This is a genomic window from Parabacteroides distasonis ATCC 8503 (assembly GCF_000012845.1).
In the GTDB taxonomy this organism is placed as follows: domain Bacteria; phylum Bacteroidota; class Bacteroidia; order Bacteroidales; family Tannerellaceae; genus Parabacteroides; species Parabacteroides distasonis.
In genome coordinates, this window is sequence record NC_009615.1 from 647,062 (window position 1) to 662,921 (window position 15,860).

General features: G+C 46.6%; 18 protein-coding genes. 11 read left to right on the forward strand and 7 right to left on the reverse strand.

The features are described from left to right. Positions 1-34: 34 nt before the first annotated feature. From BDI_RS02715 to BDI_RS02730, 4 genes are all read left to right on the forward strand, one after another. Positions 35-967: a tyrosine-type recombinase/integrase gene (locus tag BDI_RS02715; protein WP_009276318.1), complete on the forward strand. Its 933-nt coding sequence runs from the start codon at positions 35-37 to the stop codon at positions 965-967. A 510-nt stretch (positions 968-1,477) separates the two neighbouring features. Next, positions 1,478-2,581 (forward strand): transcription termination/antitermination protein NusG, encoded by a 1,104-nt coding sequence (gene nusG / locus BDI_RS02720; RefSeq protein ID WP_011966049.1) that lies wholly within the window; start codon positions 1,478-1,480, stop codon positions 2,579-2,581. 65 nt (positions 2,582-2,646) lie between these two features. Further along, the gene (locus tag BDI_RS02725; protein ID WP_009017757.1) at positions 2,647-3,036 is read left to right on the forward strand and encodes a hypothetical protein; all 390 of its coding nucleotides are present in this window, start codon (positions 2,647-2,649) and stop codon (positions 3,034-3,036) included. 65 nt (positions 3,037-3,101) lie between these two features. Then, positions 3,102-3,767, forward strand: a complete 666-nt coding sequence (locus tag BDI_RS02730; RefSeq protein WP_049762385.1) for a sugar transferase — start codon at positions 3,102-3,104, stop codon at positions 3,765-3,767. Between the two features lie 2 nt (positions 3,768-3,769). Here BDI_RS02730 and BDI_RS02735 read toward each other — a convergent pair whose 3' ends face one another. The 7 genes from BDI_RS02735 to BDI_RS02755 all read right to left on the reverse strand — a co-directional run bounded on the left by BDI_RS02735 (position 3,770) and on the right by BDI_RS02755 (position 8,122). Continuing rightward, on the reverse strand, positions 3,770-4,216 hold the full coding sequence (locus BDI_RS02735; RefSeq protein WP_011966050.1) for an N-acetylmuramoyl-L-alanine amidase: 447 nt from the start codon (positions 4,214-4,216) through the stop codon (positions 3,770-3,772). Positions 4,217-4,234: 18 nt separating this feature from the next. Then, complete coding sequence (locus BDI_RS20835) at positions 4,235-4,330, reverse strand: smalltalk protein (protein WP_005855736.1); 96 nt, start codon at positions 4,328-4,330, stop codon at positions 4,235-4,237. A 5-nt stretch (positions 4,331-4,335) separates the two neighbouring features. Then, positions 4,336-4,581 carry a hypothetical protein gene (locus BDI_RS21445; protein WP_011966051.1) on the reverse strand — a complete coding sequence of 82 codons (246 nt, stop codon included), beginning with the start codon at positions 4,579-4,581 and terminating at the stop codon, positions 4,336-4,338. Beyond that, on the reverse strand, positions 4,581-5,048 hold the full coding sequence (locus tag BDI_RS02740; RefSeq protein ID WP_005857915.1) for an HU family DNA-binding protein: 468 nt from the start codon (positions 5,046-5,048) through the stop codon (positions 4,581-4,583). The genes BDI_RS21445 and BDI_RS02740 overlap by 1 nt, the downstream gene beginning before the upstream one ends. Before the next feature lie 305 nt (positions 5,049-5,353). Then, positions 5,354-5,560, reverse strand: a complete 207-nt coding sequence (locus BDI_RS02745; RefSeq protein ID WP_005857913.1) for a DUF4248 domain-containing protein — start codon at positions 5,558-5,560, stop codon at positions 5,354-5,356. 118 nt (positions 5,561-5,678) lie between these two features. Continuing rightward, a complete protein-coding gene (locus tag BDI_RS02750; protein ID WP_011966052.1) occupies positions 5,679-7,484 on the reverse strand; it encodes a DUF3987 domain-containing protein in 1,806 nt (601 codons plus the stop codon). Between the two features lie 68 nt (positions 7,485-7,552). Continuing rightward, the gene (locus BDI_RS02755) at positions 7,553-8,122 is read right to left on the reverse strand and encodes a BT4734/BF3469 family protein (protein WP_011966053.1); all 570 of its coding nucleotides are present in this window, start codon (positions 8,120-8,122) and stop codon (positions 7,553-7,555) included. Positions 8,123-8,307: 185 nt separating this feature from the next. Here BDI_RS02755 and BDI_RS02760 point away from each other — a divergent pair, with 185 nt between their 5' ends. The 7 genes from BDI_RS02760 (at position 8,308) to BDI_RS02790 (ending at position 15,843) form a co-directional block, all read left to right on the forward strand. Continuing rightward, positions 8,308-8,805 carry a hypothetical protein gene (locus BDI_RS02760; protein WP_011966054.1) on the forward strand — a complete coding sequence of 166 codons (498 nt, stop codon included), beginning with the start codon at positions 8,308-8,310 and terminating at the stop codon, positions 8,803-8,805. Between the two features lie 307 nt (positions 8,806-9,112). Then, a complete protein-coding gene (locus BDI_RS02765; protein WP_041525544.1) occupies positions 9,113-9,799 on the forward strand; it encodes an acyltransferase family protein in 687 nt (228 codons plus the stop codon). Positions 9,800-10,072: 273 nt separating this feature from the next. Continuing rightward, complete coding sequence (locus BDI_RS02770) at positions 10,073-11,488, forward strand: lipopolysaccharide biosynthesis protein (RefSeq protein ID WP_049762282.1); 1,416 nt, start codon at positions 10,073-10,075, stop codon at positions 11,486-11,488. Next, positions 11,488-12,681 carry a hypothetical protein gene (locus BDI_RS02775; RefSeq protein ID WP_011966057.1) on the forward strand — a complete coding sequence of 398 codons (1,194 nt, stop codon included), beginning with the start codon at positions 11,488-11,490 and terminating at the stop codon, positions 12,679-12,681. The genes BDI_RS02770 and BDI_RS02775 overlap by 1 nt, the downstream gene beginning before the upstream one ends. 6 nt (positions 12,682-12,687) lie before the next feature. Then, complete coding sequence (locus BDI_RS02780) at positions 12,688-13,668, forward strand: polysaccharide deacetylase family protein (protein WP_011966058.1); 981 nt, start codon at positions 12,688-12,690, stop codon at positions 13,666-13,668. Positions 13,669-13,760: 92 nt separating this feature from the next. Then, positions 13,761-14,834 (forward strand): EpsG family protein, encoded by a 1,074-nt coding sequence (locus tag BDI_RS02785; protein ID WP_011966059.1) that lies wholly within the window; start codon positions 13,761-13,763, stop codon positions 14,832-14,834. A gap of 22 nt (positions 14,835-14,856) precedes the next feature. Continuing rightward, positions 14,857-15,843, forward strand: coding sequence for a stealth family protein (locus tag BDI_RS02790; RefSeq protein WP_011966060.1), 987 nt, complete (start codon positions 14,857-14,859; stop codon positions 15,841-15,843). Positions 15,844-15,860: the final 17 nt, after the last annotated feature.

A 15,860-nucleotide genomic window follows, 5' to 3' on the forward strand; every position in this document is an offset into this window, starting at 1 on the left:
GTTTGTTTTCAGTTGGAATTTAAAATAGAGAGATATGGATGAGAAAGATTTGGTGGAAGGGATGCGAGAGTATATAAGTCTGTTACAAAAGGAAGGACGGTATTCCTCGGCGAAAAGTTATCAGGATGCGATGAACTCTTTTATACGGTATAGCGGGACGGATCGTATCCCATATACATATATAAATAAGGATACTCTTCGCCGGTACGAGGCTTATTTGTTGGAGAAAGGCTGCATGCGTAATACGGTCTCCACGTATATCCGCCGTTTGCGTTGTATCTATAACAAGGCGGTGGAGAATGGCGAGGCGGCGTTTATCCCCTCTTTATTCAAGGGGGTTTTTACGGGTGTGGAAAGCCAGCGCAAGAAATCCTTGCCTCTGGGGGATTTGAATCGCCTGATGACTGTCCCGGTAAAAGGAGAGAAGTTGAGGAAGACACAGCTGACGCTTTGTTTGATGTTTCAATATGGGGGGATGTCGTTCGTTGATTTCGCCCATTTGAATAGGGGTAATATCAAGAACGGCATATTGGATTACAATCGCCAGAAGACCGGGACCTCTATGCGGTTGGAGGTCTTGGATACGGCGGAGGCTATGTATAAGGAGCTGGCAGGTGAGAGGGGTGGAGGCTCCGGTTATTTATTTCCCTTTTTAAGTGGGACGAAGAACGGCCATGAGGAATATCTCGAGTACAATGCGGCCTTGTCCCGGTTTAACCGGAACTTGAAGACGTTGAAGGAGGTTGCCGGAATAGCCTCGGATGTGACTTCCTACACGATCCGTCATTCTTTTGCCATGGCATTGAAGGAGCAAAATGTCCCCATTGAGATGATCAGCGAGTTATTGGGGCATAAATCCATCAAGACAACCCAGATTTATCTAAGAAGTTTCTCGTTGGAGAAAATGACGGTGGTAAATAAGTCTTGCTTTGAGAATGTATATAATTATATGCCAGAGGTGGGTTGAGGCTACTTGGGGAGTAGCGTTCATTTCACGGTGCAAATGTAGCAAAAAATAGCAAATAACAAGCAATCATTAGTTTTAGTTTGTGCTCCGGCCTTGATTCTCCTTAAATCTTCGTTCTTATTCCTAGTGTATAGACATGGCAATAGAGACGAAATGATCTCGTATTTCCTACATCATCACGTCCCTTCTAAAAAATCGAACATACATTCCTGTAGAGACGTGGCGTACCCCGTCTCATCCCCTCCAAATGGTAACTTAAAGATACTATCAGACAGTGGGAGACGGGACACGCCCCGTCTCTACAACCGGGTGATAACCGTTCTCGCACCTTTTAGGCTACTCCCCAAGTAGCCTAAGATTTCAAGAGATGGTAATTTTCAGTAATGCCATATTTAAAAATATAAAGCGCTGTTTATCAAGATGATGTAAAAGATTCTTGGTAGGGCTCTGAATTGCCGTGGGGTCTGTTTTCGGGCCACGGGATAACCACTAGAAAAGATAATCATAGAGATGGATATATTGACAGGCAAGTGCTCGGATAGGTTCATGGCGCATGTTCTGAAGCGACGTGACCAAGAGGCCGTCCGCTGGTACGTGCTCACGCTCCCTACCGCTGGTGGCGGGCGTGACAGGATCAGCCCCTCGAAGGGGCTGGACGCTGAGCTTTCCCGCCGTGAGCGTCGTGGGGAGGCCTTGTTCGAGTATTTCTCCCCCTCGTATGTCGAGGCGAGGAAGGTGGGCGGCAAGATGGTCAACACGAGGCAACCCCTGTTGTACAACTACGTGTTCGTCCACGCCTCGGAGGACGAGATCTTCCGCCTGAAGCGTACGCTTCCCCTGTATAATTTCCTCCCCCGGGTTTCCTCCGGTGGGCGGTCTTATTTCCCCTACCTCTCGGATCGTGAGATGGATACCTTGCGTTGGGTCGCGGCTTCTTACTCCAACGAGCTTCCCGTATACGTGCCAGATAGCGGCCGCTTGTTGAAAGGCGACCGTGTGCGTATCACCTCCGGCCCTTTTACCGACATGGAGGCGGAGGTGGTGGTGCAGCCGGGCGGTGGGCATAAGGACGTGATGGTGCGTATCCTCGACTGTCTGTGGGTCCCCTTGTTCGAGGTGAGAGCTGGGGAGTACGAGCTGATCGAGCTGAACACGGGGGGCAAGCACGTGTATACCCATTTGGACAACGACCGTCTGTCGGAGGGCTTGCACGATGCCTTGGGCCGTTACCATGCCTCCGGCGTGGTAGTGGATGAGGATGCCTGTCTGGCCCGTGAGGTCCTGCGTGGCTACGCCTCTCTCCGTGCTGAGACCGATGTGATCCGTTGCAAGCTTTACTCTTTGCTCCTTCCTGCCTATCTGCTTTTGGGCGAGTCGGATGAGTTCGATCGTTTGCGCTCCACGATGCGCAGCATGCTCCCGGTGATAAAAGCGGGGCAATCCCGTGCCTTGTTGCTGGTCACGCTGTACGGCTGTACGGACAGCAGCCTCTACCAGCGCATGGCGCACGAGCTGGTTGACCCTTGGCAGGAGGAGGCCTCGCCCAAGAAGAGTAAGACCGTGTTGATACGTCGTTTACGTGATTACGACCGGTGGCTGAAACATAATGAATAGTGAATAAGGAATAATGAATTAAATAATTCAAGATTCAAGATTCAGAAATCAAGATTCAAAAAGAAATGTCTTCTCTTCCTTCGGGTATCCGGTTAATGAACTTGTTGCGTGAGCATTTGACAGAGATCATGGATCGTGAGCGTGTGAACCGAAACTCAATACACCTGTATTGCACGGGTCCCTACTGGGTAGCGTTCGAGCGTTCCGCCTACCAACTGCATCGTGCGTTCTCGGATAGCGAGACCACGCCGCTGCGCCTGTTCGCCTACCCGTTCCCGATCGTGATGGTGTCTGTAACGGATCGCTCGCTCCGTTCATATACTCGCAAGCATATCTTGAGAAGAGACGGGTCGGATTACAAGCTATTGACCGTCCCCGGGTTTCCCTTGGCGGACTACCGTGAATGGCACGCCGGCGAGGTGGAGGGATTGCCTTTATTGAGTGAGAGCGTATGAGTTTTTTTAAGGTCAGGAGGTGTAAAAGATCCTGATGTCAGAAAGAAAAGTGGATTATGGTAAGTATGGAAAAAGAGAAAACTACGCCATTGGGGAAAAGTGAGAGAGAGGAACCGGAGCGATTCATCCCGGATGGGATGGGTATGTTCCAACGTAATGTAAAACGTATAGGGGATTGTGCGCTGGCGTTTTTGGCCTTGATCGTCTTCTCCCCGCTGTTTTTACTTTGTTATATCGCCGTAAAACGGGAGGATGGAGGCCCGGCGATCTTTAGGCAAGAGCGTATCGGTCGTTTCGGTCGCCCGTTCAACATCTATAAGTTCCGCAGTATGCGTCTGGACGCGGAGAAGTTCGGTCCGGCCCTTTACAAGGGTGGGGCAGATCCCCGGATAACCCGTGTCGGAAAATTCCTCCGGGTACATCACTTGGACGAGCTGCCCCAGTTATGGAATGTCTTCGTGGGCGACATGTCCTTTATCGGTCCCCGTCCCGAGCGTAAGTTCTACATCGACCAGATCATGGAGCGTGATCCTCGTTATCGTTACCTCTACCAGATCCGTCCGGGCGTGACCTCTTACGCCACGCTCTACAATGGGTATACGGACACGGTCGATAAGATGCTCCGCCGCTTGCGTTACGACCTGTTCTATCTGGAACATCGCTCTTGGCTGTTCGATTTCAAGATATTGGTGAAGACCTTCTTGAATATAGCGTTCGGTAAGAAATTCTAATGCTAGATCTCCCCGTATTCCTCCCTTGCGTCAAAGCAGGGGCAAGCCTTACGGATATAGGGGCTAAGTTGGTAATGTCCTAGGATGCGTGCCTCCGGGTAATCCCTTCGTAATTGCCGTAGCAGATCCATCAAGGTACAGCGCTGGGCGTAGGTCCGGGTATCGGCCGGACGGCCTTGTTCGTCGAGTCCTCCCTCGTAACATATACCGATACTTTTGTCGTTCCATCCGGCTGCGTGCGCCCCGATCTGGTTGACCGGTCGGCAACGATGTAGCTCCCCGTCCCGTGTGATATAGAAATGATAGCCGATATCGGCGAATCCCCGTGCCTTGTGCGATGAACGGAGCGCCTCCACAGGAAAATCCCTGTCATATCGTGTGGCCGAGCAATGAATTACAAGGAGGCTGACCTCCCTGTAATTCTGGTAGAAACAATAAACCTTACCCATGATAATTGAAATTGAAAATTAGAGAATACAGGATTGGATGCCAAGTGCTCCCGCGATGGCGGTAGCTACGGCGATGATCACTTTGATAATAGTACTCCATACGGACTTTTTCATGATAATTAATAATTAATAGTGAATAATGAATTGAATAATGATATCCCGGCTGATATAAGAGGAAAGCTTCGCTTTCCTTCGGACGGCCTCAGCGGACGGGCGTCAAGCGAAGAGACCGTAGCGAGCGTGAGGAGTATCCCTGTCTGAGCGAAGCGAGTTGGGATGCGACAGCGAGCGTAGGTCTCGAAGTAGCCCGTCAGCGTCAGCCTTGACCTTTTGGTTACTTTTGGGTCAAGCCAAAAGTGACACATCAGATCTCATCAGGCGACTCAGAATCGGAACCGCCCCCTTCCTCTACCGGCGTCCCGAGTATCGTCACCTTGAGCAACGAAGTCTTCTCGCCCAGCAGCGAGTAGCGTCGTGCCCCGTTCAGTATGGTATAGGAAGGCGAGAATCCCGGCACGATAGTCCGTATATGCGTAGCCTTGACCTCGGGGGCGGTCGCTACCCCCTTCTCCGTGACGAAGCGGTTATAGACGGTTCCGAACCCTAGCAGCTCCACCTTGTAACCTTTCTGTAGGTTCTTGATGACATACCGCTGATAACGATCCAATACGTTCAATACGTCACCCTTCGTGAGCGAAGACTCCTCGGCGATCTGGTCGGCCGCATCTTGTGTGGACAGGGTACCGAAATAATAGGGAACCGGCTTGTACACCTCCTGCTTAGGATCCGTCTTGGGGATAAAAAACTTTCGTGCTTGAAATGCTTGTGGCATAGTTTGATAATTAAAGATTAATAATAGAAAATTAATTGCTTGCTGATCAATGTTACAAAGATAGGTTCCGCCGTAAGGGGCGGTGATGCCGATTGATGCCCGGGGTAGGGAATAACGATTAATTAACATGGGACGCAGTGATAACCGCCGGTTTCTTACGCTGCCTATCGTAAGCCCCTTTGAATAGGCATTATAAGAAGCCTTGGATGGGCATTGTAAAGATCTTAGAATACCCATCCAAGTTGACAGTTGACTAGTGACAGTAGGCTGTTTTTATTTACCTCTGTGCGCAACTGTCAACTAATTTACGGTTCTCCTAGGTAGTGGATGATTAATCTGATCTGTCGGGGCGTGAATATACGTTGCTCGGGGCGGTAGCCCGTCTCCAGCAGCTTGTCGTGCAATTCCGTGCATCGAATGATCCAACGACGTAAGCGGTTGCAAGCTTGATGGGAGGCCAGCTCCGGGAAATAGGATGCCGCTAGTGCGGACTTTCTTAATGGCAAGAACATTTGATTTATGATTTATAGATTTGGGAGAATGAAACTTTCAAACTTTCAAACATTCGTCCCCCCCTCACACACACACGCCCGTGGGGTACGTTATATAGGGGTGTGAGGGAGGCCGGGATTACTTATGGGTGACACGGCCGCCGAAGCTGTACTCGCCCCGGCCGTTCTTCTCCAGCGTGCCTCGTTCCTGCATTCGCTTGAGACAGGTATCTAGGGTGGCGGTGGGGATGTTGTTCCTCTCTGCTTCCTCCAAGGCCTGTTGTCGGTTGAAAGAGAGTGGAAGGGCCGCGAAGAGAGCCTCTTGGGGCGTGGGCGTGCGAGAGCGTGGCACCTCGTCAGACGGAAGCAGGGAGAGTATGCCCGCCGAATGACGGTAGAGCGGCTCCACGAGCGAGAGGACAGCCTTAAAATCGTCATCGTTGATACGTAACTCTAGGGAAGGAACGATACCGTCCCGTACGTTCTCCTCCGGGATCTCGGGGGCAGGCGAGAGACCGGGACAATTGAGAATTGAAAATTGAGAATCGAGAATGGCTTGTGGGATGAAGAGACTCTCCACCGATCGCAGGAAGGCCACCACGGAAGCGATCCGGCAGATATTGATGGCGATACGGGCCACGGAGCTTCGCATCGGATAACCGTAGGAAAGACCGGCGTGCCCGAATATGCGTGCGAAGCAGCTGTTGAATCGCTCCTTTTGCGTGTCGGAGAGATGGAATTGTATGACATTGACCCTCTCATGTAGGTAGTCCACGAGTTTCTTCCACTGTCTCCCCCAATCGGAGAAGAGGCTATCCATGTCCTCGTCGCCCTGCTCGAACTGATCCGCCCACTCGTCGATGGGTGGCATCCGGTAGAACAATTGGCGTGAGAACAGCCCGTTCTCGGCCGAGGGAATAAGTGGCCGTACCTGCGCTGGAGTGCCGCTTAACAAGACACTGAGGTAAGAGGCCGGGCACTCCCGGTATTCCCGGTTCGTGCGTCGGTTGAAGGCCAGTCGCTCGTGGTCGTGGCATTTACGCAAGGTATCGCTCCAGTGCCCGTGCTCGGTGCCGATGGCCGTGCTCACGGTATCGGCCTCGGTCTCGCAGATCAGCCCTATGCCGTCGGCCTCGATGAGGTTCTCCAGCACGCCGGTGCCGGAATTGTTACCGGCGATAAGGAACATCTTGAGGGGAGGCATCTCGGGCTCCGGCGTATCGGATTTTTTCTTGCCCAGCGAGTCCCAACGGCTCTTCTCCTCCCGGTAAGCTTTATGCCTCTGCCGGTAGTTCGCCATCATCGCCTCATGTATCGGCTCGGCAAGCCGGCGTGTCCAAGCGAGGGCTCCCTTTCCCGAGGCGGGAGGGGCGACGATGAACGTTTGCAGGCAAGGGTAGTAGAATTTTCGCCCGTACGATATCCGGATCGATTTGTTGAGTGTCGCTCCCAACACGGTGATAGCGCCCAGCAGGAGGATATCCTTTTGGGCGGGGGTATCGCCCCGGTCGATCATCCGCTTGAGGAAAGCGGGCCAAGGATACTCCGGAAAGGCGGGCGGGACATTTTTCACGGACTGTTCCTCGTGCGTACACGTGTGCGTGTGTGAAGGAGGCGTGAATGTTTGAAAGTTTGAAAGTTTCCCGGCCTCGGCCAAGGATTTGTCCAGCCTCACGCCGGCTAGGTCCGCCAAGTGGAATACGGATCCCAAGCCATTCCGTCCATTGCCTCCTTTGAGGGCATGGTCGTATAGCTTATCCGCCTCGGTAGAGACATATTTCTCCGACATCCGGCAGATACGATGGAAGAATGTCCGGCCGGCCTTTCCGCAATCGTTGGCGATGGCGAAGGCGATCGGCATATACTCTTGATAGGTGGGAGCGATGTTCGCCCCCTGTTTCTCGATGGCGGCAACGAGCCGCTCCAGATCTGATAATGGGTTCATGATGAATGAATAATGAATGGTGAATAATGAATAACGATTTATAACTGCCAACTGTCACTTGTCCTCTGTCAACGATTCCGGTCTCCTAGCCTCGCTGAGGGATCGTGGCAAAGGAAGCAAGCCCGTGAGAGGTCTGCGTTCGTGGCATCAGCTTTCAGCCCGTATTTCCACTCAAGATATTCCCAAGCGAATCGTACCGCCTCATCGAAAGACTCCTCTACGGTTTTCTTGATCGACAGGCGATAGGGTACGAGGAGCTTGATTCCCGTGGTACTGGGACTCACGAAGGAGAGATCGGGGCGTAGCCGCTCATCGGCGAACAGCGTGTCCCTCCAACAGATCGCCTCTTCGGGTGAGGAAAGGTGATCGATGTCGATGACGAACTCGCCCGAGGGCACGAGCAAGTGATCTTCCTTGCGGTAGGAGAAGATACCGGCGGGCGTGACATAGGGTAGCAAACTCTGTTTCAGCCGCCTGAACCGTTTCTCGTCGCCCGATGCGGCACGTACCTGATCGGTACGCTCACGCAGCCACTCGCTGGTGGTGATATAGGCGTACAATTGACTGACACAGACGACCCCGTTCGGTACTTGATTGGTGATGGGGGCGTTGAAAAAGGAAAAGATAGACTCTTTCATGATCGGATAAAATAAATTGATTATTCGGTTACTGCCGGTAAAGGAACGCGTTCCTGCCCGTTCCCGGAATAGCGATGGACGGGACGGGTACGGAAACGGACGTACGGTGGATGAAATGAGGATAGAAATAAAATATACCCCCGTGAAAGGGGTGATTATTGTTAACACTTAAATTAAAAACGGATATGACAGAAAATCAAGAGCGGGCGGAACAGGCACGTTCTGCCTTTACGGTCAATGGAGGTAACGTGCAGATCCTGCCCAATGCCACCATCGCTATCCAGAACATCCATTGGGGTGACGGGACGGTGACACGGACGGAACGTTGGATTACGCCCGCGGAATCGGGACTTCATGAGTCTCCGTCTCCTCCGATAAACTCTCCTGCCCCTCCAGTGACGGCTGAACCCTCCTCGTTGGCCTTGTTCATCCCGGACGAGGCGACCCGTCTTGTCTACGAGGCCCGCCTATGCGCCTGCCCGGACACGGTCACCCTTTGCCAGACGGTATTGACGGACCTTTACAACGAGATCCTAGCCGACTACTCGTCTCCCCTCAAGCTGGTCAAGAGCCGTGCCTTCATCAGCGCCCTCTTGCCTCACCTCACGTTCGTGAACGGGGCGAATGTACCGAGCATTCGGTATGGGATCAGGAAGTATGTGCTGGGGGAAGGGGTGAGATAAAAAAGTGGTAGGCTATTTTATCTCAGTAATCTATCTTTATAAATATAGCTTAAACTCAATTTAAATTTAGACACTCGATTTATTCTGTCGGAGCTGGATCCATACATCCGGACAGCAGTCTTGAGTGCTTATATTTTTATTGTTTATGGAGTTAGTGAATTCATCCATTTGCCCGACGTGTGTAGTGGCTTGGGACTTGCTTAATTTATTTGCTATCTTATTGGTGGTGTACGACCATTGTATGTAGTATCTATTGGAGGTAGATGTCACACATAATCCGATGTTTTTGTGGATAAGCTCGTTTCATATGCCCTTGTTCATGGCTTTGTCAGGTTTGTTTGCTAGGAGGGCGTATCAGGGTTCTTTTAAGGATTTCTTGGTGAAGCGGGGTCGGCAAGTGCTTTTGCCCTGTTCCTTATGGAGCTTGATAATCTACATTGTATTGGCCTTTTTGGATGGAGACATACATATCCATGGGATCAGATCGTTCGCTGTCAATACCTTGTGGTTCTTGAAGAGTGTTTTTGTATGCGGGCTCTTAGGTTTCGTGGCATTTAAGCTGCAAGGAAAACGAGTCCTATGGGTCACCTTCTCTCTTTTGCTGAGTCAAGTGACATTGGTTTGGAATGTGTTTATCATGTATCCTTGTTTCTTTTTCGGTATCGGTGTCTTTAGCTATTTGTCCGAGATCATGCGATTCAAGGGGTGGGCGCTGACCATATCGGGTTTACTTTTTGTGGCATCATCGTTGTATGTTGCTTTCACGCCTGATTTTTGGGTAAGGAATCAAGAGATTTGCGAAGCTCTTTTCTCAGGAACGTTGTCGCTGACGGAGAATGCGCTCTTTTTATTGGAGGTGATTTTCAAGAGGTATTTTCAGCTTTTTATCGGATTGTCGGGCTCGCTGTTTTTTATCACCCTTTTTATTGGTTGTGCACTGATGCGCACGATGCCTGTTCCCTTTCTTTTGCTAAGTGGAGGCAATACACGTTAGGAGTGTATGTTATTCAATCATTGCTTCTGGAGACGTTACTCGTGAGGTGGGTTTCTTTTGGTGCGGATACCCTCGTACTATTTGATATGTTGATCGGTCCTCTCCTGACGTTGTTGATTGTTATTATTTGCTTGTGGATAAATTTATTAATAATTGTTAATGATAAGGGGGAGACTCAGCTTGTTCCTTTTGGGAAGGGATTACTCTCAAGATGCCCGTTAACGGCTGCCTAACAATTTTAGAGGAATATTGGAAGAAAAACATCTTTTCCGAATGAATAAATACAAACGGTTAGGGAAAAATAGTTTATTGGTATTTGTGGGTTCAATAGGTAGTAAGCTATTGGCTATCTTAATGCTTCCTTTTTATACGGCATGGCTTTCTGTGGAGAGTTACGGGGATGTCGATTTGGTGAGTACCTATGTCTCTTTGATCATGGGGATAGTGACCTTGTGTGTGACTGATGCCATTTTCCGGTTTCCACAAGGAAAGGGCCGTGAGGAGCAACGGATACTCTTCTCTTCTGGATTGGCGGTCGTTTCGCTTTCCCTTGTCTTATTTGGGGGGCTCTATTATGGCTTACTTAAATGGGCTACGGGAGTACGATGGGGGGTATTTGACGCCTATGCTGGATATATCTATACGTTGTTGATCTTTAGTTTCTTGCAATTGTATCTTCAGCAATTCTCAAGAAGTATAGATCGGATGTCTGTCTTTGTAATGTCTGGAGTCATCCTGACGTTTGTTATAGCGCTCTCTTCGTTATTGTTGGTTCCCAAATGGGGGGTAGACGGTTATCTGATCTCCCAATTGATTGGTTTTGCAGCTTCGATTTCCTATACATCCTTTTCTATGCGCATAGATCGTTATTTGTCTTATTCCTCGATCTCTGTATCTGCAATGAAAGAGATGTTATCCTATTCAATTCCTATGATACCAAATGCCACGCTTTGGTGGATATTGGGTACATCCAATCGGTTGTTCCTGGAACATTACCATTCGACTGACTTGGTTGGGATCTTCGCCGTTTCCAATCGTTTTCCCTCGATTATAACTATGGTGTTCAATACCTTTTTCCTTTCGTGGCAGATTTCTGTACTGGAAGAATTTGAGAAGCCCGGGTTCCGTATATTTTATAATCGTATCATGAGACTGTGTTTTGTCTTGTTACTATTGGTGGAGTTCCTCCTTAGTTTGTCAAGCTATTGGTTGATCCGTTTCTTTGCGGACGAAGCCTATCTCGACGCTTGGCGATATATCCCCTTCTTGGGACTCGCTGCGGTTTTCTCCTCTTTCTCTACGCTGATGGGGACGATGTTTATGGCAACCAAAAATACACGCTATTTTCTTACTACAAGCCTTTGGGGTGGTCTGTTGTGTCTTGGAATGAATCTTTTGCTGATACCTTTATATGGGATTATGGGGGCTACTGTCTCCTTGTTGATCGCACATTTTATCATCTTGTATTTGAGAATTATAAAGTCAGATAAATACGTTTATCTAGAGGGCAAAGGTGATTATTTATCTCAAATAGCACTCCTATTGGGGGCTATCATAGGAATCCTGTTTTTGGATGCCTGGTCTTTGAGGCTCATGTCATTCTCTCTCTTTTTCGCTTTGTTCATACTGTTGAACAAGGGTTTTGTAAAAGAGGTATTGGATAGTTTGGTTAATATAATAAGAAAATAATGATATATCCAGAAGTAGTAGTCTTTGCGGGAGGAGCTATTGGAAGTGTGATTTCTGCATGCAGGAATATACGGAAAACCTATGGGATTGATACGTATGTAGTTTGCATAAATAGCTCATATCTACAGCCCGTTTTTACTAAGAGTAAGTATATTACAGGAGTATTTACATTTGATGGGATTGAGTCTCCTTCTATTTTACTGAGAGAGATGGAGGCATGGTATGCTCAGATGGGATTTGAAATGAGACCGGTTCTGATCTCAACGACTGATATTTCTTGTATCTATGTGAATACCTTTAGGAATCGGTATGAAGAGCTTTTTTTATTGACATTCCCTTCTGTAGAAATTATTGACATATATACATTGAAAGGTTTTGCCGAGGTTGATGCGTCTGAACATGGGTTGAGTGTTCCTAAAAGTAAGCTCGTGAATAATACTGTTGATATGGATTTTATAGAACAGGAATTTGACTTTCCAGTTATTATAAAACCAGTCTCTACTAGAAGTGAAGATAAATTGGGATTTAAAACAAAAATATGTGAGCGGGATGATTTTAGGTCGTATACTAATTCATTTGTAGAGAATGGCCATCATTTCTTGTGCCAAGAGTACATACCAGGAAACGACAACTCTGTATGGTTCTATTTGTTTGTGAGGTCTCATTCTGGAAAAGTATTAGATGTAATGGGAGTAAAGACACTTCAGTCTCCTCCGGGTAACGGGATTATGGCTATAGGAGAGACTCAAGAAAATCCAGAGTTAATGAGGATTTGCAGAGATTTCCTGTCTAGGATTGATTATAAAGGAATTGGAGGTCTTGAGTTTAAATATTTTAATGGTAAATACTATTTTATAGAAATGAGTATTCGCATAGATGGTTTTATTTCTATATCCGACTCATTTTTGCCTCTATCCTTAATCGCCTATGAGGATGCTGTAGGTATATTAGATGTAGCTAAATATGAATTAACGATTCGAAATGTAAAATATATGGATTTACGATCCACATTATCAGCTCGCTTTTCAGAGCATCGTTATGGGGAATTATTTAAGGATATATGCCAATTGTTTATATGTAAGTATATGCAGCTCAATATCTTTTATAAAGATAACTGGAAACCATTTGTTTATACATTCGTTTTATCCGTTAAACACTTATTCGTTAATCTATTTAATAAATTAAAAAATTAAGATATAATGCTGAATAGAAAATTGCGGCCTTTTATTTATGGATTGTGTTATTATCTCGGTATCCTCTCCTTCTTTTACCGGATAAACAGGAAGAAGCAGCGTATCCTTGTTTTCCATCATATTATACCAGATGAATATATGAATAATAGTTTTGAGCAAGCGATTGTTTGTACGTCTCGTTCACGGTTTGATTGGATGATGTCGATAGTCAATAAGCGTTTTGAGGTGACTACCGAGCTGGGGCGGTCCGGTTCTGTCATCATCACTTTCGATGATGGTTATCGGGCAGCATTAATAGCGGATGAGGTATTGGCGAAAAGAACTAATAACGCCTATTTTTTTATGCCTATCTCAAATGTCGGTTCTTCCATGCCTTTGTGGATTGATCGGATTATGGCGTGGTTCGCTTACGTGCCCGAAGGAGAGTATATGATTGCGAACCGAAAGGTACGGATCGGAGATTCGTTAAGCAGGCAGCTGGCGTTCTCTTCTTTGATTGATACGTTGTATGAGAAATACGATAAAGATTCTATTATTGAGATGTTGGGAGTGACTTATCCTTACGAAGCGCTACCGATTGATCCCGCTTATTTTGACCTCCGCTTTAAGGGGCTGACCGAAGAGGAGCTTTTGATGTTGAAACGGAAAGGACATAAGATCGGAGGGCATTCCGTGTGCCATGATATATTATCAATGCTTAATGAACGGGAGTTGCGATTGGACTTTGAGGCTTGTTCCGAGCGGGTAGGACATTTGTATAACACGGATTTGTTCGCCTATCCTTATGGTCATAAGCGGGACGTGACCCCCCGTGTCATCAAAGAATGCGCACAATCCGCTTTCGCTTTTGCCGTGATGAATGAATATAACGCTGAGGCTTCCGAGTACTCGCTGTCGCGTATGAATATTAGCCATTATTACTCCCGCTTTGAGATAGAGGCCTCCTTGTCCGGATTTACTCAATGGTTGAAAAAATGGTTGAGATAAGAGAGGAAGATCTATCCTTTTGTCTAGCCCGGATTATGTATGTCTTAAGATTTATTTGTAAATCGCTTGTGGGATTCTAAAAAATAATCATCATGTTATTTACTTATATAATATATAATGCGATACTTTTGTTTGTATTATGGTTTGGGTATCTCGTGAAGATATCATCCACCCGGCACACTGAGTACTTTTATAGGACGATTGTATTTTTATCTATCGTAATACCGGCCTCTATCCGTAAAGGGATAGGTACTGATTATTGGGCTTATGTAGGACTATATGATTGGTATAGGACGAATAGTGATGAGCATGAAATAGGTTTTCAGCTGTTGGGGAAATTGATGAATACATTTGGGTTTAACCATCAAATATTTATAGCTGTTTTGGCTATTTTGGCTTTTGCGCCGATTTGCTATTATGTTCCCAAAAGGAAGTTTTATCCGTTTATTGTCTTTTACTTTTTCCTATTGTTCCCAAGTTGTATGAGTACTAGTCGGCAAGCGATTGCGGTTTCGTTAATAACCTGTGGCCTGTTTGCTTTATATAAGGAAAGAGGTAGATTAAAGTATACGCTGTGTACCATCCTCGCATTTTTGATTCACTTTTCATCGGTTCTTTATTTTCCTCTTTTATTCTTGAAAAATATTAGACTATCTGTTACCAAAGTTTATTTATTTTTTTGCGTGATATTATTGGCCGTGTCTGGAACGGAGTTGATTGATCGTTTATTCTCACACCCATTATTTATAGATTCTACGTATGGAGTGTATGCTGAGAATGTTTATAATAGAGAGGCTAGTGTTGGTACTGGGCTGGGGATCATCGCTAATTTGATAATTCCTTTTTTATTCCTTTTGTTAAATCGTAAAATATCTGCTGGATATAGTCATGTAGCATTTTTTGCCATATTGGATATGCTATATATCGGAAGCTATTTGTTGGCTGCAAAAATTCACATTTTTGGCCGTTTGATGGGATGCTTTGCCTTTGTTCCCGCATTTTTGGTAGATCCAGTATGTAAGGTTTTGGCTCCGAAGTATCAGAAGTTAATCTTGTTCCTTTTTTTCCTAATCTATTTGATCTTGTATGAGAAGACTATTACGGATAGTCAGGTTTACTTAGGCAGTGGATTGGGTATTTCTCCTTACACTACGATATTTGATTAATAGATGATAATTATTTAATAGAATGATAGACATAGTTTTACTATGGGTAGACGGGAATGATCCTGTCTGGCAGGCGGAGTATGCGAAGTATGCTCCTTGTGTGAAAGGTGATAAGAGAGAAGTCCGTTTCCGGGATTGGAATAATCTAAGGTTCTTGTTTCGGGGTATCGAGAAATATGCGCCGTGGGTTGGGAAAGTTCATTTTGTGACATGTGGGCATGCCCCGGAATGGTTGAACTTAGAAGCACCCAAGCTACATTTTGTCAAACATGCGGATTTCATTCCGGCGGAATATCTTCCTACATTCAATTGTAATCCCATAGAGATGAATATTCACCGGATCAAGGGATTATCTGATCATTTCATCTATTTTAATGATGATACGTTCTTGATCGATCATGTCGTGGAAGAGCGGTTCTTCCGTGACGGGTTACCCTGCGACATCGCAGCTCTAAACGCAATGCAGCCTAATAATAGTGGAATAGATCATATCATTTGTAATGATTTGATAGTGATCAATAAGTATTTTCCCAAGAAGGACTTGCTTAAGAGGCATCTAGGGAAATGGCTGAACGTGAGGTATGCCAGCCAATGGTATCGAACATTGGTTTTATGGCCTTGGAGCTTGCATACAGGCTTTGTCGATCCTCACATGCCTAACGCCTACTTGAAGTCTACTTTCGAGCGAGTTTGGGAGTTGGAGCCGAAGTTGTTGCGAGAGACCTCCGCGTCTCGGTTCCGTGACATTACGAATGTAAATCAATATCTCATGCGGTATTGGAGGCTTTGTTCCGGAGAGTTCTCTCCTTACAATGTTTGGAAGGACTCAGAATATGTTGCGATACAAAACGATAATTTGGACTATATATCAGATTTGATACGCAACCAGCGCAAACGAGTGATTTGTTTGAACGATTCAGACTTGACAGTTGACTTTGAAAAGGCTAAGCTCTCATTGATTAGCGCTTTTGAATCGCTCCTTCCAGAGAAAAGCTCGTTTGAGAAGTGATCAGTTAAATAATAGGT